The sequence below is a fragment of the Chishuiella changwenlii genome (genome assembly GCF_900142565.1).
GTDB lineage: Bacteria > Bacteroidota > Bacteroidia > Flavobacteriales > Weeksellaceae > Empedobacter > Empedobacter changwenlii.
Genome location: NZ_FRBH01000003.1, coordinates 115,814 through 133,129, shown reverse-complemented (window position 1 = coordinate 133,129; position 17,316 = coordinate 115,814). Strand labels below are relative to the sequence as shown.

The window sequence follows — 17,316 nt, the reverse complement described above, 5'->3', positions numbered from 1 at the left end:
AAAACAATATTATCATCAAAATTACAAAAATTTAAAAAAAATCTCAATCATCAACCAACCTTTTTGCAACATTCGGAATCTATAAAGAAAAATACAATATTAACCCTAATTTTTTATGCTATGAGTAACAAACTATTTTTAGACATTGTATTCGAATCTCGAAACAAAGAATACGGCGCTTATCAATTAAGACAAATCGCCAATTATGACCTTATGCGATCTCTGTTTATTGGAGTTGGAATTGTTGCCTTAATAACAGGAGGTACATTGTATGCAAATTATAAATCAGAAACTATTGTTACATCAAATAATGAACGAAAAGTTATTGTAGATGTTATAGATGTTGAAAAACCACCAATAGAAAAAGAAAAAGAAAAAGAAATAGAAAAACCTGTTGAACCACCAGTAGAAAAAGCACCTACTGAAGTAAAAACAATTCAGGCACCAACAGAGCAAGTGGAGTATATTATGCCTACTCCAAAAGAAAATCCAGAGGTTGAAAAAACGATAAGACCTAAAGAAGATTTAGTAGACAAGGATTTGGGTGGTTTTGATCGCCGTGGTGATAAAAGTCCTGGACAAACTGGAGGTGGTGAAGTTAGTGATACAGGAAATAAAGTTGGTGGACAAAATACAGATGCAAAAGAAGGTCCGAAAGAAACTAAACCTGTGGAGAAAGTAACTAAGACAATTACTGGAAAATATGCTGCTGTTATGGCTATTTATCCTGGATGTGAAAGCGAAAGTAAAAAAGGAAATGAAGCTTTAACAAGATGTATGAGTGATAAAATCTCAAAAGAATTAAGTTATGAGTTAACTGATTTTGCAGAAAGTGCTGCACAAAACAATGTAAATTCTGCAGTTGCAAAAATGCAGTTTATTGTTAATAAAGATGGCGAAATTTCTCAGATTAAACCTTTAGACGGAAGTCACCAAAGTTTAGGAAAAGAAGCTAAAATAGCATTAGAAAGAATCAACAAACAATTAATTAGAAGAGGTAAAAAAATTAAACCTGCTCTATTACAAGATGGTTCTGAAGCGAATTTAATTTTCTCTATTCCAGTTAAATTTCAAACAGGTCAATAATTTTTTTAATATTAAAAGCGTTGTATTTATCGTGAATAAATACAACGCTTTTATCTATTATCAGAATAGGAAAAATAAAAAAATAGTACTCCTATTTTAATTATAAAACTTTTGTAATGAAAGATATTTTTGTTTTAAACTTTTCTTCACGCAATAAAATTGTAACTTCGTATCGAATTATGAATAAGAATATTGTTTACGGATTAATTGGTTTCGGTTATCTTTTAATCGGAATTTTAACGTGGAAGTACGAGTTTTTTGGGGTGAAATTAGATCCCACACAAGCGATGTTGTTTGGAATTTTATTCATTATTTATGGAGCTTTTCGTGTTTATCGAGCAATAAAACTTTATAAAGATGATCAAAAAAATTAGTTTAGTATCAATTGCAATTTTAATTGGTTTGACAACTTTTAATTGCAAAGACAAAAAAGAGACGCTTACAAAAGCTGAGCAAAAAACACCTGTTAAAAGAGCTTTACATGAATATGGAAATCTAACAATTACTGTTGATCCTAGTTTTAAAAATTTAGCGCAATCTTTAGCAAATACATATGTTACGGATTATCCTGATGTGAAAATTTCTATAAAAGAAGAAATTGAAGAAAAGGCGATTAAAGATTTTTACGAAGGTAAAATCCCTTTGTTAATGGTAAGTAAACCTTTAACAAAAGCGCAACAACAACATTTGTATGATTTGACTACAACGAAGTACATTGATTCTAAAATTGCTTTAGATGCAACTATCTTTATAACTTCGGTAGATAACCCTATCAATGCTATTACAAAACAAGAAATAAAGGATAATTTATACAAACAAAATCCTTCTACAACTTTTGTTTACGATCATCCTAATTCTGCTAATTTTAATACATTAAATGAAAAATTAAAATTAAATGTAGATGCTGGCTCAAAAGTTACTGCAATGGGAACTGCTGAAAAGGTTATTGATTATGTACAGCAAAATAAAAAAGCAATTGGAATTATTGGCTTAAACGTACTAAGTGATAAAATAGATCCTAAAGTTGAAAAATACTTAGAGAAAGTTAAAATATTAGCTATTCTTGATGACAAAGGAAATGAAATTAAACCCACTATTCCTAATTTGAAATATGGTGTTTATCCTTTTTACAGAGAAATCTATATTCTTAAAAATGAAGTAGGTTTCGGGATTGGAGCTGGATTCTCAAGATTTGCTGGTTCGCAACGTGGACAGAAAATTGTAACAAGAGAAAGTCTTCAACCTTATTTTATTTATAAAAGAGATGTTCAAATAAATCAATTACAACAACCTTTACAATAAAAGTAAAGGTTGTTTATTTTTTAAGTATATCCTTCTTCAATTTAGGTTTTGTTTTCATTATCGATGAATAAGAAGACGTAAAAGCAGAAAGACTTTGATAACCTACTTGATATGCAATTTCACTTAATGTATATTGCTGACTATCTATTAATTCTATACTCTTCAAAATTCGAATTAATTGCACATACTTTTGTAATGTTATACCCGTTTCATGTTTAAATATTCTCTGTAATGTGCGAACAGACATTTTTGCTTTTGTAGCCAAATCATCACTATCAAAACTATATCTGTAATTCGTATTAATATAATTACAAATTGGTATTAAGCGACTATCTGTAGGTACAGGTATTTGTAAACCATTATTCTCTTCACAAAAGTTAGGTAAACTATGAAGCATTGCTTTTAAAAAAAGCTGTTGTTCTTTATCTTCAACTAATAATTTATTCCATTTTGCGGTATATAAAAGCATTTCTTTTAAAACACTTGGTGCAAGAGAAACATGTACATTTTTATAAAAATCATCATCGGGAACAGAATTAAAAAGTACCACCATAAGGTGAACCATTTTTGCTTCCGAAGTTGTACGATGTTCTTTGCCTGTAGGTATCCAAATAATATGATTTTGTGGAACCAAATATATCTTCTTTTCAATATGAAAATATTGGTATCCTTCTGCGACATAAGTTAATTGATAACGAGTGTGTTTATGCTCATATTCATCGTGTTCCCAATTTTCTTCGAACCAAACATAGGCATCTATAGGAATATCATCAATATACTTTCCTTCTTTAATTTCTGTTAAACCACATTTCACCTTGTCGTTTTGCATATACTTTTTGGCAAATATAATAAAAACGACATTACTAATTTTGTTTATAAATTTAATAACAATAGATTATGAAAAGATTTTATAGCTTTTTAACAGCTTTTATTTTATTCGTTACAACTTGTAATGTTACTGCACAAGAACAATCAGCAAAAGTTTTAGTGCTTATCCATTCAGATAATGGTGGAACGTATGAGTTAGCTAAAGAAGTAAAGAAAGGAATAGAGAGTTACAAGAATGTTGAAGCAATTATTAAACAAGTTAAAAAATCTGACAATCCTAAACTAAAAAATATTCCCATTGCAAGCGTAGAAGAATTAATTACCTATGATGGTATTGCTTTTGGTTCACCTATTTATTTTGGTAATATTAGTACAGGTATGAGCGAATTTTTAGCAAAAACAACTAATCTGTGGTCAAAACATGCATTAGAAGGTACACCTGCAACAGTTTTTATGTCTGCTGGAAGCGGAGCCGGAAAAGAGCTTGCTCTACAATCTTTTTGGAATAGTCTTGCTGTTCATGGAATGATTTTAGTACCCAATGGAATTAGCGGAATGGAAAATATTGATAAAACAATTCCGCAAGGAAACGCTGTATTAGGAACAACAAGTCTCGTATCATTAAACAATGTAGAAAGACCGAGTAAAAGTGAGCGTTATTTAGCCGAATTACAAGGTAAAAAGTTTGCAAAAGTTGCTTTAGCTCTTAGAAAAAACAAAGTGATAGAAAATGATAATAAAACAATTATTAAAGAAAGTAAAATCGATATTAATCAGATTCTAAAACAAAAGAATATAGAATTACCTTCTTTACCTCAACCTGTTGGAAATTATCAACTTTTCAAAAAATCAGGTAATTTAGTATACATCAATCAAGTAGCTTTAAAAGATGGAAAAATTGTAAATCCGGGAAAACTAGGTATTGATGTAAACGAAGAACAAGTAAAAGAAGCTACAAGAGTAACCATGTTAAATATCATTTCTATATTAAAAGAAGCAACTGGAGGTGATCTTAATCGAGTAAAACAATGTGTACAACTTATAGGAACGTTTAATACGGTAGACAGCTTTACTAAACATGCAGATCTTATGAATACAGCATCTGATCTTACAGTAGAAATATTTGGAGAAAAAGGTAAACATACAAGAAATACACAAGGAGCATATTCATTACCAGTTGGCTCTTCGGTTTCTATCTCTGCTATTTTTGAAATTGAATAAACAATAAAAAAAACATACAAAATGATAAAAGTATTTGTCGCAGGAGCTACCGGATGGGCAGGTTCTGCAATTAGTAAAGGAATTTTTAATCATGACGGAATGCAATTGATTGGAGGATTATCACGCTCTAATAAAGGAAAAAACTTAGCTGATATTTTACAAATAGAAAATGCTACTATTCCTTTGTTTGACACGATAGATAATGCATTAGAAAAAATTGATTTTGATGTTTTAGTTGAATTCACTAAACCAGATATTGCTAAAAAAAATATTATTACTGCTTTAGAAAAAGGAAAAAATGTTATTATCGGTACATCTGGATTATCAAATGAAGATTATAATGAAATAGAATCTATTGCGAATAAAAATAATGCTTCTGTACTTGCTGCTGGTAACTTTGCGATTACGGCAGTATTATTATTTAAATTCGCAGCTATTGCAGCAAAATACATCCCTAATTATGAACTTATAGATTACGCAAGTCAAAATAAGGTAGACGCTCCAAGTGGTTCTGTTGCAGAACTAGCTCATCGTTTATCTGCTGTACAAAAATCTACTATAGAAGTACCTATCGAAGATACGATTGGAGTAAAAGAAACTCGCGGTGCAACTATAGATGATGTACAAGTACATTCGGTAAGACTTCCTGGTCACGTATTAGGTATTGAAGCTATTTTTGGTATGCAAGATGAAAAATTAATTTTAAGACATGATGCAGGAAATGGAGCAGAACCTTATGTTAATGGTGTTATACTTGCTATTGAAAAAGTAAACAGTTTTAAAGGATTAAAAAGAGGTTTAGATACAGTAATGGATTTATAAAAGAAAAATGAGTAATAAAGTTAAAATATCTATACTTAGTATTGTAGTCGTTATATTAGTTGGTGGAGGCTTACGTTCTCCTATTACTTCAGTTAGTCCTGTATTAAGTGAAATTATAGCTGTATTTAATTTAAATAATTTTGAAGGTAGTTTACTTACTTCTATTCCATTAATCGTATTTGCAAGTTGTTCTGTATTGGTTAGTAAAATTGCTATCAAATCTAACATTCATTATACTTTAATCTATTCGCTTTTATTTCTTATAATAGGTCTTTATTTAAGAGTTTATGGAAATATAACAATGTTATACATAGGTTCCTTATTAATTGGTTTGGGGATTTGCATTGGGAATGTTACAACTCCTGCTTACATAAAAAATATATTTCCCGAAAAAATTGGACTAGTTACAGGTATCTTTTCTGTAGCGATGAATTTAGTTGCTGCTCTAGCTTCGGGTTTTAGTATTGCTATTGGAAAATGGACAAATATGCAATGGAAAGGATCTTTATCTATATGGATTGTTTGGGCTATACTTGCACTTATTGCTGTAAGTGCAGATACACTTATAGGAAAGAAAAAAACTAAAAATAAAACGACAATAGAGGCACCAACAAATAGCTTTAATGTCTTTCGCTCTAAACAAGCTTGGTATATTAGTATTTTTATGGGAATACAATCTTTGGTATATTACTGTTTAGTCGCTTTGCTACCAATCGTTTTACTTGATTATGGTATGGTTAAAGAACAAACAGGATTGGTTCTTTTAGTTATTCAACTATCTATGCTACCAGTTATGTTTATTAGTCCTATTATAGCAACCAAAATTCAGGATCAAAAATGGATGGTATATAGTGTTGGATTTTTAATGTTTACTGGAATAACAGTCTTATTCTTTTTTAAAGCACAATTCATTTATTTAGCCGCAGTTTTAATTGGAGCTTCAAGTGGATTAGCTTTTAGTCTTTCTATCTTATTTTTCTCTCTTAAAAGTAAAACAATGCATGGAACGATTAAAATTTCTGGTAAAGCACAATCTGTAGGTTATTTAATTGCTGCTTTTGGACCTCCTATTTTTGGAGTTTTACATGATTGGGATAGTTCATGGCAAAGCTCTTTTTATTTTTTAATTGTAATGATTATTATAATGACAGTCTTCGGAAGAAAAGCTGCTAAACCAAGATATATTGAGGAACATTAATGTTTTATTATGATATTTAGGTTACTAGTTAGTTTTTACTTATAAAAAAATCATGACTTGTTTTAATTAAACAAAGTCATGATTTTTTGTATTCTATTTTCTCATAAAAATTAAAAAAGAAAAAGAGGTAGTAGAAATAGGTAGTAGAATTTCTTTTTCAATTTTCAACCATATTAACAAACGGTATGCCAAACTAAATATTTAAATAAAAAAAAGATTTTTACATTATTTTTAATGTAAAAACCTTTATAATTTTAGAATTAGCTAATAATTTTTTAAGTAAAATTATTTCTTAAATACAGGTATGCTATACACGAAACCTACATTAAATGGTATTAAAAATTCCTTATTAGTTGCAATTCCAACTTCTGCAAAAAATGAAAAATTTTCATCAAGGTTTGTTTTAGTACCCCACATAAAATTAGGAATAAATACATTGTTATTAATATAGTAGTTTGCTCCTACTTTAATATAGTTACCCGCATTATTTTCTAAACTTTTATTTTTTTCTGCCCTTCTCTCTCTATTATAGATATATTTAAGATTACTTGTTAAGCCAAAACTTGTTTTTTTATTCTCATTTTGATCTAAATAAAATCCATTAAGAGAAGTTCCAACATCCCATATCACTTTTTTAGATATTGGTTGTTCATAATTGATATTCGCATAATACTGGCCAATTGCTAATTTTAATTCTAAGTTTTTGGTTAAACTTGGGGCTTCTTGTGAAAAACCAAAAAATGGTATTAACAAGAAAAAAATAAAATTTGAGTATTTCATAATATATAGGTTGTTGTTAGGTTGTATAAAATAAGCTAAGTCAAAATTAAATTAGCTTATTTATAATGTAATTATTAAATTATTTCTTAAAAACAGGAATACTATAAGTAAATCCTAAATTCATTGGAACTAATAATGCATGATTGGCTCCGAAACCAATTTCTGCAAAAAAAGAAAAATTATCGTCTAAATTTGTTTTAGTGCCCCACATAATATTAGGTATAAATATATTTTTATTAATATTATAGGTAACACCTCCTTTTATATAATTTCCTGCATTATTTTTTAGATTTTTATTTTTTCTAGCTCTTGTTTCTCTATTATAGATATATTTTATATTACTAGTTAAACCAAAATCTACTTTTTCTTCATCTCTGAGAGTTAAATAATAACCATTAACAGATGTTCCGAAATCTACTATCACTTTTTTCGATATTGGTTGTTCGTAATTTATATGCGCTAAATATTGACCAACTCCAGCTTTTAATTCTAAGTTTTTAGTTAAACTTGGGGCTTCTTGTGAAAAACCAAAAATTGGTATTAACAAGAAAAAAATAAAATTTGAGTATTTCATAATATATAGGTTGTTGTTAGTACTTCTCATTTATAAAAAATCATGACTTGTTTTAATTAAACAAAGTCATGATTTTTATATATTTTATTTTATTATAAAAAAAATTAAAAAAGAAAAGAGGTAGTAGAAAAATTAGGTAGTAGATATTTCTTTTTTAATTTTCAACCATATTAACAAACGGTATGCCAAACTCAATTTTTAAATAAAAAAAAAGGTTTTTACATCATTTTAATGTAAAAACCCTCTATATTTAGTTTATATCAATCTATATTTTTTGTCTCTGATTAAAAGAATAAATTAAGTAAAATAAAAATGGAAGAATAAAAACTGATCCTAATAGCAATGCCCAAGCCAACATATTAATGGTACTTTCTGCTCCAAAATCTTTCAATAAGGATAATTTAGTTCCATCTTTAAATAAAATTAGATTTGGAAAATGGGAATATGAAACAGCAAATAAAATCATAACAACAATAAGTCCTGCATAGACTTTTGTTAACTGATCTTTCTTTTTATTTAGTGAATAGATAAGCGCTATAATAGAAATTGTAGCCAAAGAAACTGCAATGTATCCATAAATTTGTTTCGTAATCCATTCTAACAATGGGATATTTTTCCAAACTGAAACAGCAAAAACAATTCCTCCTGCAACAAAAATTAAGGTCGTATAAATTTTGGCTCTCTTTCTTAATTTTGTTTTATCTTCTTGGTTATTTACCGATTGAATAGAATAAACAGAAGCTAAAAAAGAACAAATTACGACTGTAAATAAGCCAACTGAAACATTAAACCAACTTAGCCAAGAGAAAATATAAGCGTCTTGAAAAGATGTTGCCTGATTATCAATACTTCCAGAAACTATAGACCCTGAAATAATTCCCAAAAATAACGGTGTAACAACACTAGAATAAGTAAAAATTACATCGTATAAATTGTGCCATTTATCGTTAACTGCATCATAATTTCTGAATGTAAAAGATGTCCCTCTCGCAATAATCCCTAATAACATTATAACCAAAGGAATGTGCAAATAATTGGAAACATCTGCATACATTTTAGGAAAGCCTACAAAAAGTATAACAATAGCAATAATTAACCACATATGATTGGCTTCCCAAATAGGACCAATCGAATTATACATGATTTTCTTCGTCTGATTTTTATACTTTTTCTCTGAAAATAACTCGACAATTCCTGCTCCAAAATCTGCTCCACCCAAAATTAAATATAAACAAGTGGAAACCCACAAAAATGCTGTAACTACGTATATCATATTTAATGTTTTTCAGGGTTAAAGTTTGGATCTTCTGGATCATAAAGTTTTGCTACGTTCTGTATTTGACGATTCATTAAAAACACCAAAATAATAGACAAAGTAATAAATACAAATGTAAAAATATAGAAAGAGTATTGTATTCCTGGCATTGGCGTTACAGCATCTACAGTTCGCATAATCCCATAAATAATCCACGGTTGTCTACCAACTTCAGTAACTGTCCAACCTGCTTCTAAGGCTATATATCCAAATGGCGTAGCTATCATAAATAACTTATAATACCAACGTTTATTTTTCCACTCTTTTTTAAGAAATTGTGCAATTAAGTAAATCAATGCAATACCCATCATTAACATTCCGAAAGAAATCATCGTCTGAAAAGCATAATGAACAATTGGAACTGGTGGCCATTCATCTTCAGGAAATTCTTCCAATCCTTTTACTTCTTTATTAAAGTCTGAATGCACTAAAAAACTTAAAACACCTGGTACTTTTATCGCATAATCTACTTTTTTATTTTCTTGATCTACAATTCCACCTAAAACAAAAGGAGCACTTTCTTCTGTTTCAAAATGCGCTTCCATTGCAGCCAATTTTATTGGTTGTCGTTTTGCAACATCTTTTGCAGAAATATCTCCACTTAATGGTGCTAATAATGCTGCAACAATTGCCAATAAAGAACTTATTTTAAATGCTTCTTTATGGAAATTGATATTTTTTCCTTTTAATATTAAATAAGCGTGTAAACCAGCAACAGCAAATCCCGTTGCACAGAAAGCTGCAATTGTCATATGCAATGCTTGTGAAAACCAAGCTTCATTTAACATCGCTTTTATAGGATCTATATTAAGGTATTCACCATTTATATAATCAAATCCAGAAGGAGAATTCATCCACGCATTGGCTGCAACAACTAAAATACCAGAAGCTAAACCACTAATACCAACAATAACTCCGCAAATCCAATGAAACCATTTATTAAATTTATCCCATCCGTAAAGAAAAAATCCAAGTGCTATGGCTTCTATAAAAAAAGCTGTCCCTTCTAACGAAAAAGGCATTCCGAAAATTGGTCCTGCATGTTCCATAAATTTCGGAAAAAGTAAACCTAATTCAAAAGATAGCATTGTTCCAGAAACTGCACCTGTTGCAAAAAGTATAGCCACACCTTTACTCCAAGCCTTGGTAAGCCCTTTGTATATTTCTTTTTTAGTTTTGAGATATTTGTAATGAGCAATAGCCATCATAAACGGCATAACCATTCCTACACACGAGAAAACGATGTGAAATGCGAGGGACATTGCCATTTGACTTCTTGCAGCAATAAAATCGTCCATATAAGTTTTTTTTTGAATCTTTGTTAGGTTAAAGTTAGTGAATAAAAAAAGGCAATTCGAAACTGAATTGCCTTTTTTAGTATGATTTAAATTAGATTATTTTGTTGCTGGAATTAACCATTTAAATTGTGGTCCACTTTCCGGAATTACAATTCTTTGAGAGATACGATCCATTCTCTCTGGTAATTTCATAATAAAATCTCTTGCCTTCTCTCCTTCTGCATTCAATCCAGCTATTTTATCTATTCCCCACGTCTCAATTAACTTTCTCATGATATCAATATAATCAAAAGCTGTGTAAACACCTATACGTTGAGCTGCATCAGAAAAAGAATCAAATAAAGTTCCTCTTTCTTCACCAGAAGCACGTAAGAAATGAGCAGGCATTACAATTTTTAGTTTAAACATATGTTGAACAGCCAACATCATTTCTGATGGATCTGTTTCGAAAATACGACGAACAAACTCTGTATAAGCTAAATGGTGACGCATTTCATCTCCTGCAATAATCTTACACATACGAGATAATTTTTTAGCACCATGTTGTTTAGCAATTGCTGAAACATTGTTATGAGATACATATGTTGCTAACTCTTGAAAACTTGTATAAACAAAGTTTTTATAAGGATCGTGAGCTGTTCCAATATCAAAACCATCACTAATTAAGTGTTGAGTCGTAATTTCTACTTCTCGCATATTAATACGTCCAGATAAGTATAAAAATTTATTTAAAACATCTCCGTGGCGATTTTCTTCTCCTGTCCAATGACGAATCCATTTAGACCATCCATTTTCAATATATTCTCCAGACTCATCAACAACACCTTCCATTTGCATTAACCAAGATTCGTATGTTGGTAAAGCTTCTTCAGTAATTGTATCTCCAATTAATGTAATCCAAAAATCATCTGGTAAATCTTTCGAAAGCTCTTGTAATTCTTTTATTTCATCAAAAAAAGAATCATTTTGAGAATTCGGTAAAAAGTCTGTTGGTTGCCAAATTTTATCGGCTGGAACTAAGAATTTTTCCATGTAAGCATCAATATCTTTTTCGATAAATTGCATGACTTCCAGACGAACATTTTTTATTGACATAATTATATTTTATGCGGTTATACTATTCTTTACAGTTTGTTCTGTAAGTGCTAAAAGTTCATCAAATTTATAATCACTTACTTTTAAAGGTTTGTGATAATGTAAATTTACTTTTGCTCCTACATACAATGGAAAAGATCCATTTTGCGTAATTTGCCAAGTATTATTAATTGTTACAGGAACAATATAAGCGTCTTTGGCATATTTTGTTAAAACCTTTAAACCATTTTCTTTAAATGGTTTTGGCTTTCCATCTTTACTTCTAGTTCCTTCTGGATAAATAATCGCAGAATAATTATTTTCTTGAATATAAAGTGCTAATTTCTTAATCTCTTCTATGGCTTGTTTCCCATTTTTACGATCAATTAAAGCTGAACCTCCATGTCGTAAATTATAAGAAACACTAGGTATACCCGAACCTAATTCTATTTTAGATATAAATTTTGGATGATATTCTGATAAATCATATTCCATTGGAGAAACATCGTACATACTTTGGTGATTACTCACAAAAATTAAAGGAACTCCTTTTATTAAATTTTCACGACCAGAATAAGTATAAGATGTTCCAAATATTTTTGTTAAATCAACTAAAATCCTATTCAATAACTTTACACTCTTGTGATGAGCTTTATATCCTCCAATATTGTAACACAACCATTGTATTACATGCATTATAACTAATGTTAATCCATAACCTAAATAAAATATAATGGATAACGGGTAACTTAAAATTTTCTTCAACTTTAAAAATTTAGACAAATTTAATAAAAAATTATGCTAAGCATAATAAATTTTAAATAATCATTTATTTTACAATATTCAACTTCATTTTTTCTTGATGAGTATCATCATAAAAAGTAATACTATTTGATGAATTTAACTTGAAATACACCGTTTTTTGAAGGCTTTTCATTAATTCTTGAGGAATTTCGCAATCCGAATTTAATTGTTTTAATTGATTAAAAATTATTGCTTGTTTCATTCTTGTATAATTTCCTGTAATAATTCCACAAGATGTTTTTAAAACCATTTTTTGCGTTGCATCTTCAAAAATAATATAATCTGATTGATTGTTTACAGACCATTTACCCGAAAACTCTTTCAATTCTCCCATTTCACCTTTTGGTTCAGAAGTAACTTTACTAGGTAAACAACTTCCTAAACTAAAGAATAAAATTCCCAAAAACACTTTATAAATCCATTTCATAAATAGCGATCACTTTCAACGAAGGTAAGAAGAAAAAAGACTTTAATACAGAGTTTTATTTAATTTTAACTGTTTATATTTTCTAAAAAATCGAATTAATATTTAATAGTCAAAATATAATTTGTTAGAGGTTAGAGGTTAGAGGTTAGAGGTTAGACTAGAAAATAAATTAATCCTTACTTATTTCTCGATACAAAATTCTAAACGAATTTCACTCGAAATGACGGATTGGAAATAATCAAAAAACTATTTTCTGTCTGTTCGAGTGGTTTTTCGAAATGAAATAAAGAAAAATTGTATCGAGAACTTAGACTAGAAAATAAAATCATTCTTCAAGAAAACTGAAAATGAGTAATATAATCATCAAAACCAGTAAAAACACGTATATTTGATTTTTACAATAATATGAGCTCAATTACCATCAAAGAATTTTATGAAAATATTTTAGGCGATTCATGCCCAGATATTGATCTATTTCTAACTGAAAATCTTCATAAAGATGTTGGACATGTAAATGTTTTCGACATCTCTGAAATTCATAGTTCGTGCAAGTACAAAACAGAAATGCCTTATGATAGAAGAACTTATTATAAAATAAGTTTAATAAAAGGTAACAATAAAGTGGAATATGCAGATAAAACAATTATGATTGAAGATGCTGCTATTCTTTTTGCTTCTCCAAAAATTCCTTATAATTATACCAATTTAGACAGAGATCAATCTGGACATTTTTGTGTGTTTACAAAGGATTTTTTACCTGTTTCTAAAACTGGATTAGAATTAGATTTTCTTCCTGTATTTTCACCAAAAAGTGATTTTATTTATAAAATTTCTCAAGATCAGTTTACAGAGCTTGAAGCTATTTTTAAAAGAATTCATGTTGAGATAAAATCTGACTATCAATATAAATACGATTTATTGAGGAATTATATAATGGAATTGATTCACTTTGGACAAAAGTTACAACCAATTCTACCTCAAGATAATAATAAGACTGCTTCTTCTAGAACAACAACTTTATTTATAGAATTATTAGAAAGACAATTTCCTATAGAGAACATAGATCAACTTTTACAATTAAAAACGCCTGCAGATTATGCAGAAACGCTTGGCGTACATGTTAATCATCTTAATAAAGTATTAAAAGAGATAACAGGAAGAACAACAGGAGAAATAATTGGGAATAGAATTTATCAAGAAGCGAAGATTTTATTAGATCAAACGAAATGGAATATTTCTGAAATCGCCTTCTCATTAGGCTTTGAAGAGGTTTCTCATTTTTCTAATTTTTTCAAAAAATATAATTCACAATCACCATTACATTACAGAGAATCTCAAATTGTTTGATTTTTACAAATATCAATTTGATTTATACAAATACACCCTGTCAGATTATATTCACCTTTGTATTACTAAAAAAACAATAAAAATTATGACAAGCAATTTAAGTAAAATAGTATTACTAACAGGAGGAAGCCGTGGACTAGGTAAAGATTCTGCATTACAATTAGCAAAAAAAGGATTTGATATTATATTAACTTATCAATCAAAAAAAGAAGCTGCTGACGAAGTTGTTTCTGAAATAGAAAAATTAGGTCAAAAAGCATTTGCATTAAAATTAGATATTTCTACAACAGATGGTTTTGATGCATTTGTAGATGAAGTGAAAAATACATTAGAAAAAAACTTTTCATCTGCTAAATTAGATGCATTAGTTAACAATGCAGGAATTGGATTACATGCAAGTTTCGAAGAAACAACTGAAGATATTTTAGATGCAATGACAAATATTCATTTTAAAGGACCTTTCTTTTTAACGCAAAAATTATTGCCTTTATTAAATGACGGAAGTAGCGTTGTAAACACATCTTCTGGTTTAGCACGTTTTTCTTTCCCTGGTTATTCTGCTTATGGAGCTATGAAAGCTGCAATTGATGCTTTATCTAGATACCAAGCGATAGAATTAGGAAATAGAAAAATTAGAGTAAATTCTGTTGCTCCTGGAGCTATTGAAACAGATTTTGGAGGAGGAGTTGTTCGTGATAATGCAGATTTCAACAGTTTAATCGCTTCTCAAACAGCATTAGGAAGAGTTGGTTTACCAGATGATATTGGAAGTGTAGTTGCTTTCCTTTGTTCTGATGATTCTAAATGGATTAATGCACAAAGAATAGAAGTTTCTGGAGGATTCAGAGCTTAAAAATATGCTATAAGAAATAATAAAGGGTTATCTCAATTTTGAGATAACCCTTTATTTTATTAAAGTGAAGCCATATCGATAACAAATCGATATTTTACATCTCCTTTTTCTAATCTTTCGAACGCATGATTTACTTCTTGTATAGAAATTATTTCACTTTCTGCTGTGATAGTGTGTTCAAAACAAAAGTCTAACATTTCTTGTGTTTCTGCAATTCCTCCAATATTAGATCCAGCAAAACTTCGTCTTCCAATTACAACATTAAAAGATGCAACTTCTAAAGGTTCTGGTGGTAAACCAACCAAAACTACCGTACCATCGTGACGTAATAAATTAAGATAAACATTTACATCATGTTTAGCAGAAACAGTATCGATAATAAAATGTAATTGACGAGCATATTTTGCCATAGTTTCTGCATCCGAAGACAAAACAGCTTCATCAGCACCTAATCTTTTAGCATCTTCTACTTTAGATGGTGATGTTGTAAAAACAACAACCTCCGCTCCCATTGCTTTAGCAATTTTTATAGCTAAATGTCCTAATCCTCCTATTCCTAAAATTCCAACTTTTTTTCCTGGTCCTGCTTGCCAATGTTTTAAAGGAGAATAAACTGTAATACCTGCACAAAGTAGAGGTGCTGCAGCTGCCAAATCTTTAAAAGGAGGCATTTTTAAGACATACTTTTCGTGGCAAACATAGGTTTTAGAGAAACCTCCTAATGTATGACCTCCAGAAATTTTATCTTCACTGTTAAATGAGAATGTTACGCCTTCATCGCAAAACTGTTCTATTCCATCTTCACAATATTCGCAGTTACCACAACTGTCTACAATACAACCCACCGCTGCTAAATCTCCTATTTTGAAATTTTTCACATGATCGCCAATTGCTGTTACACGACCTACTATCTCGTGCCCAGGAACTATTGGAAATAGCGTTCCTCCAAAATCATTCTTTATTTGATGTAAATCTGAATGGCAAATACCACAATATAAAATTTCAAACTCTACATCGTGTGCTTGTAATGCTCTACGATTTATTTTTATTTCTTGTAATGGAGCATCTGCTGATGCTGTTCCATACGCTTTTACTTCTGTACTCATTTTTAAATTTTTATTTTTGGTTTGGTAAAATTTCATTTAAACAATTTATAGCATTTAATATTCTAGGATATCCCACATAAGGAAGTAATTGCGTCATTAAATCGATTAATGTTTCCCTATTATTTCCTACATTTAAATTTCCTTGTATATGTCCTTTTATTTGATTTTCTGTTCCTCCTAAAGCGATTAGAAAACTTAAGGTTACCATTTCTCTTGTTTTTACATCTAGTCCTGTTCTAGTAACAAAATCACCAAAACAATTTGAAGAAAGGTATTCTTGTAGATGTAATAAATCTTTCGGAGAATTTTTATACATCGTATCTATTCTATCTCCAAAAATTTCTTTTTGAATTGCTAATCCTTTCTCTTTTCTTGTTTCTGTAGTTGTTGTAGATTGACTTTCTAAAGGCATTGAAATACCTCGCTCTTTGAAAATCTCATTTGTTTCATGAATAAAATCTATCACTTTTGTTATTCCAACGTATGGGACAGATTGATATAAAACCTCTTTAATTTCTATAGGTGAAACACCTACATTTAAAGCTGCATGTACAAACATTTTATATTCTGTTAATCCTTGACTAGCAATTGTAGAAGCCATAATTAACAATACGCGAAGTTTTACATCCATTTTATCGTGACTAATTACCTCATCAAAAGCAAAATTGTCAAAGATTTCTATTAAATCTGGATCTGTCTCTTTCACTTTAGAAATATATTCTGGCCATAGTTCTTCATGGTTTGTTATTGCAATAGGAGATAATCTATTTTCTACTTCGTAAAAAGGAGCTTTAAACGCATTATAATCCTTATCATTTACAGGTTCAAACCATTCTGTTTTATCTGTATCAACCTCAGTTATCATAGCAATATGTCTCATAGATTTTTGATGTGATGCACCATGCCAATGCTTTACGTTTTTAGGAATTTTTACTACATCTCCTTCTTGTATAAGCTGTATTGGTTTTCCTTCTTCCTGATAATAACCTATCCCTTCTACAACAAATAAGATTTGTCCATTTGTATGACTATGCCAATTTGTTCTAGCTTTAGATTCAAAACTTACCGTTCCTATATTTACATTATACTCCTCTTCTGGTTTCACATTCATGTTTAACCAAACTGTTCCTGTAAACCATTCTTTTGGAGCTAAAACTCCTTTATCTGAAAATGATGCCATAGTGTAATTTGATATTTTTTGTGCATTTGCCTTTTGGCAATCTAGTATTGAAAGAATGATTGAAATAAAAAAAATTACTCTATTCATTTTGATTCTTTTAC

The 17,316-nt window shown here is 29.5% G+C and carries 18 protein-coding genes; 8 read left to right on the top strand and 10 right to left on the bottom strand.

All coding sequences use genetic code 11. The annotated features are described in order from the left end of the window. The first annotated feature begins 120 nt into the window (after positions 1–120). The 3 genes from BUA86_RS03905 (at position 121) to BUA86_RS03895 (ending at position 2,388) form a co-directional block, all read left to right on the top strand. Complete coding sequence (locus BUA86_RS03905; RefSeq protein WP_072930049.1) at positions 121–1,086, top strand: hypothetical protein; 966 nt, start codon at positions 121–123, stop codon at positions 1,084–1,086. 116 nt (positions 1,087–1,202) lie between these two features. Further along, positions 1,203–1,460: a hypothetical protein gene (locus BUA86_RS03900; protein WP_072930047.1), complete on the top strand. Its 258-nt coding sequence runs from the start codon at positions 1,203–1,205 to the stop codon at positions 1,458–1,460. After that, positions 1,444–2,388 (top strand): PstS family phosphate ABC transporter substrate-binding protein, encoded by a 945-nt coding sequence (locus BUA86_RS03895; protein ID WP_072930045.1) that lies wholly within the window; start codon positions 1,444–1,446, stop codon positions 2,386–2,388. Before BUA86_RS03900 ends, BUA86_RS03895 begins: the two co-directional genes overlap by 17 nt. A 13-nt stretch (positions 2,389–2,401) precedes the next feature. Here the strand turns inward: BUA86_RS03895 and BUA86_RS03890 are convergent, their stop codons facing one another. Next, positions 2,402–3,217: an AraC family transcriptional regulator gene (locus BUA86_RS03890; protein ID WP_072930044.1), complete on the bottom strand. Its 816-nt coding sequence runs from the start codon at positions 3,215–3,217 to the stop codon at positions 2,402–2,404. 68 nt (positions 3,218–3,285) lie between these two features. Here BUA86_RS03890 and BUA86_RS03885 point away from each other — a divergent pair, with 68 nt between their 5' ends. From BUA86_RS03885 to BUA86_RS03875, 3 genes are read left to right on the top strand one after another with little or no spacing between them, the layout of a single operon-like run. After that, positions 3,286–4,437, top strand: a complete 1,152-nt coding sequence (locus tag BUA86_RS03885) for an Atu1372/SO_1960 family protein (RefSeq protein WP_072930043.1) — start codon at positions 3,286–3,288, stop codon at positions 4,435–4,437. A gap of 21 nt (positions 4,438–4,458) precedes the next feature. Then, on the top strand, positions 4,459–5,259 hold the full coding sequence (dapB, locus tag BUA86_RS03880; protein WP_072930042.1) for a 4-hydroxy-tetrahydrodipicolinate reductase: 801 nt from the start codon (positions 4,459–4,461) through the stop codon (positions 5,257–5,259). Between the two features lie 7 nt (positions 5,260–5,266). After that, the gene (locus BUA86_RS03875; protein WP_072930041.1) at positions 5,267–6,457 is read left to right on the top strand and encodes an MFS transporter; all 1,191 of its coding nucleotides are present in this window, start codon (positions 5,267–5,269) and stop codon (positions 6,455–6,457) included. A gap of 285 nt (positions 6,458–6,742) precedes the next feature. Here the strand turns inward: BUA86_RS03875 and BUA86_RS03870 are convergent, their stop codons facing one another. The 7 genes from BUA86_RS03870 to BUA86_RS03840 form a co-directional block, all read right to left on the bottom strand. Then, complete coding sequence (locus tag BUA86_RS03870) at positions 6,743–7,237, bottom strand: hypothetical protein (RefSeq protein ID WP_072930040.1); 495 nt, start codon at positions 7,235–7,237, stop codon at positions 6,743–6,745. Between the two features lie 79 nt (positions 7,238–7,316). Further along, a complete protein-coding gene (locus tag BUA86_RS03865; RefSeq protein ID WP_072930039.1) occupies positions 7,317–7,811 on the bottom strand; it encodes a hypothetical protein in 495 nt (164 codons plus the stop codon). Between the two features lie 265 nt (positions 7,812–8,076). Then, entirely contained in the window at positions 8,077–9,084 is a 1,008-nt protein-coding gene (locus BUA86_RS03860; protein WP_072930038.1) for a cytochrome d ubiquinol oxidase subunit II, read from the bottom strand. 2 nt (positions 9,085–9,086) lie between these two features. After that, a complete protein-coding gene (locus BUA86_RS03855) occupies positions 9,087–10,424 on the bottom strand; it encodes a cytochrome ubiquinol oxidase subunit I (RefSeq protein WP_072930037.1) in 1,338 nt (445 codons plus the stop codon). A gap of 96 nt (positions 10,425–10,520) precedes the next feature. Next, positions 10,521–11,519: an acyl-ACP desaturase gene (locus BUA86_RS03850; RefSeq protein ID WP_072930036.1), complete on the bottom strand. Its 999-nt coding sequence runs from the start codon at positions 11,517–11,519 to the stop codon at positions 10,521–10,523. 9 nt (positions 11,520–11,528) lie between these two features. Beyond that, positions 11,529–12,263: a lysophospholipid acyltransferase family protein gene (locus BUA86_RS03845; RefSeq protein ID WP_072930352.1), complete on the bottom strand. Its 735-nt coding sequence runs from the start codon at positions 12,261–12,263 to the stop codon at positions 11,529–11,531. A 64-nt stretch (positions 12,264–12,327) separates the two neighbouring features. Further along, positions 12,328–12,729, bottom strand: a complete 402-nt coding sequence (locus tag BUA86_RS03840; RefSeq protein ID WP_072930034.1) for a hypothetical protein — start codon at positions 12,727–12,729, stop codon at positions 12,328–12,330. A 405-nt stretch (positions 12,730–13,134) separates the two neighbouring features. Here BUA86_RS03840 and BUA86_RS03835 point away from each other — a divergent pair, with 405 nt between their 5' ends. Beyond that, positions 13,135–14,076, top strand: coding sequence for a helix-turn-helix domain-containing protein (locus BUA86_RS03835; RefSeq protein WP_072930032.1), 942 nt, complete (start codon positions 13,135–13,137; stop codon positions 14,074–14,076). A gap of 85 nt (positions 14,077–14,161) precedes the next feature. Then, the gene (locus BUA86_RS03830) at positions 14,162–14,929 is read left to right on the top strand and encodes an SDR family NAD(P)-dependent oxidoreductase (RefSeq protein WP_072930030.1); all 768 of its coding nucleotides are present in this window, start codon (positions 14,162–14,164) and stop codon (positions 14,927–14,929) included. 59 nt (positions 14,930–14,988) lie between these two features. Here BUA86_RS03830 and BUA86_RS03825 read toward each other — a convergent pair whose 3' ends face one another. Beyond that, on the bottom strand, positions 14,989–16,035 hold the full coding sequence (locus BUA86_RS03825) for an NAD(P)-dependent alcohol dehydrogenase (RefSeq protein WP_072930351.1): 1,047 nt from the start codon (positions 16,033–16,035) through the stop codon (positions 14,989–14,991). Positions 16,036–16,045: 10 nt separating this feature from the next. Continuing rightward, entirely contained in the window at positions 16,046–17,215 is a 1,170-nt protein-coding gene (locus tag BUA86_RS03820; protein WP_072930349.1) for a (R)-mandelonitrile lyase, read from the bottom strand. Between the last annotated feature and the right edge of the window lie 101 nt (positions 17,216–17,316).

What these genes read in the sequence shown, in the direction of transcription:
- BUA86_RS03905 (WP_072930049.1), top strand. Translation starts at nt 121, where the DNA reads ATGAGTAACAAACTATTTTTAGACATTGTATTCGAATCTCGAAACAAA.
- BUA86_RS03900 (WP_072930047.1), top strand. Translation starts at nt 1,203, where the DNA reads ATGAAAGATATTTTTGTTTTAAACTTTTCTTCACGCAATAAAATTGTA.
- BUA86_RS03895 (WP_072930045.1), top strand. Translation starts at nt 1,444, where the DNA reads ATGATCAAAAAAATTAGTTTAGTATCAATTGCAATTTTAATTGGTTTG.
- BUA86_RS03890 (WP_072930044.1), bottom strand. Translation starts at nt 3,217, where the DNA reads ATGCAAAACGACAAGGTGAAATGTGGTTTAACAGAAATTAAAGAAGGA.
- BUA86_RS03885 (WP_072930043.1), top strand. Translation starts at nt 3,286, where the DNA reads ATGAAAAGATTTTATAGCTTTTTAACAGCTTTTATTTTATTCGTTACA.
- dapB (WP_072930042.1), top strand. Translation starts at nt 4,459, where the DNA reads ATGATAAAAGTATTTGTCGCAGGAGCTACCGGATGGGCAGGTTCTGCA.
- BUA86_RS03875 (WP_072930041.1), top strand. Translation starts at nt 5,267, where the DNA reads ATGAGTAATAAAGTTAAAATATCTATACTTAGTATTGTAGTCGTTATA.
- BUA86_RS03870 (WP_072930040.1), bottom strand. Translation starts at nt 7,237, where the DNA reads ATGAAATACTCAAATTTTATTTTTTTCTTGTTAATACCATTTTTTGGT.
- BUA86_RS03865 (WP_072930039.1), bottom strand. Translation starts at nt 7,811, where the DNA reads ATGAAATACTCAAATTTTATTTTTTTCTTGTTAATACCAATTTTTGGT.
- BUA86_RS03860 (WP_072930038.1), bottom strand. Translation starts at nt 9,084, where the DNA reads ATGATATACGTAGTTACAGCATTTTTGTGGGTTTCCACTTGTTTATAT.
- BUA86_RS03855 (WP_072930037.1), bottom strand. Translation starts at nt 10,424, where the DNA reads ATGGACGATTTTATTGCTGCAAGAAGTCAAATGGCAATGTCCCTCGCA.
- BUA86_RS03850 (WP_072930036.1), bottom strand. Translation starts at nt 11,519, where the DNA reads ATGTCAATAAAAAATGTTCGTCTGGAAGTCATGCAATTTATCGAAAAA.
- BUA86_RS03840 (WP_072930034.1), bottom strand. Translation starts at nt 12,729, where the DNA reads ATGAAATGGATTTATAAAGTGTTTTTGGGAATTTTATTCTTTAGTTTA.
- BUA86_RS03835 (WP_072930032.1), top strand. Translation starts at nt 13,135, where the DNA reads ATGAGCTCAATTACCATCAAAGAATTTTATGAAAATATTTTAGGCGAT.
- BUA86_RS03830 (WP_072930030.1), top strand. Translation starts at nt 14,162, where the DNA reads ATGACAAGCAATTTAAGTAAAATAGTATTACTAACAGGAGGAAGCCGT.
- BUA86_RS03825 (WP_072930351.1), bottom strand. Translation starts at nt 16,035, where the DNA reads ATGAGTACAGAAGTAAAAGCGTATGGAACAGCATCAGCAGATGCTCCA.
- BUA86_RS03820 (WP_072930349.1), bottom strand. Translation starts at nt 17,215, where the DNA reads ATGGCATCATTTTCAGATAAAGGAGTTTTAGCTCCAAAAGAATGGTTT.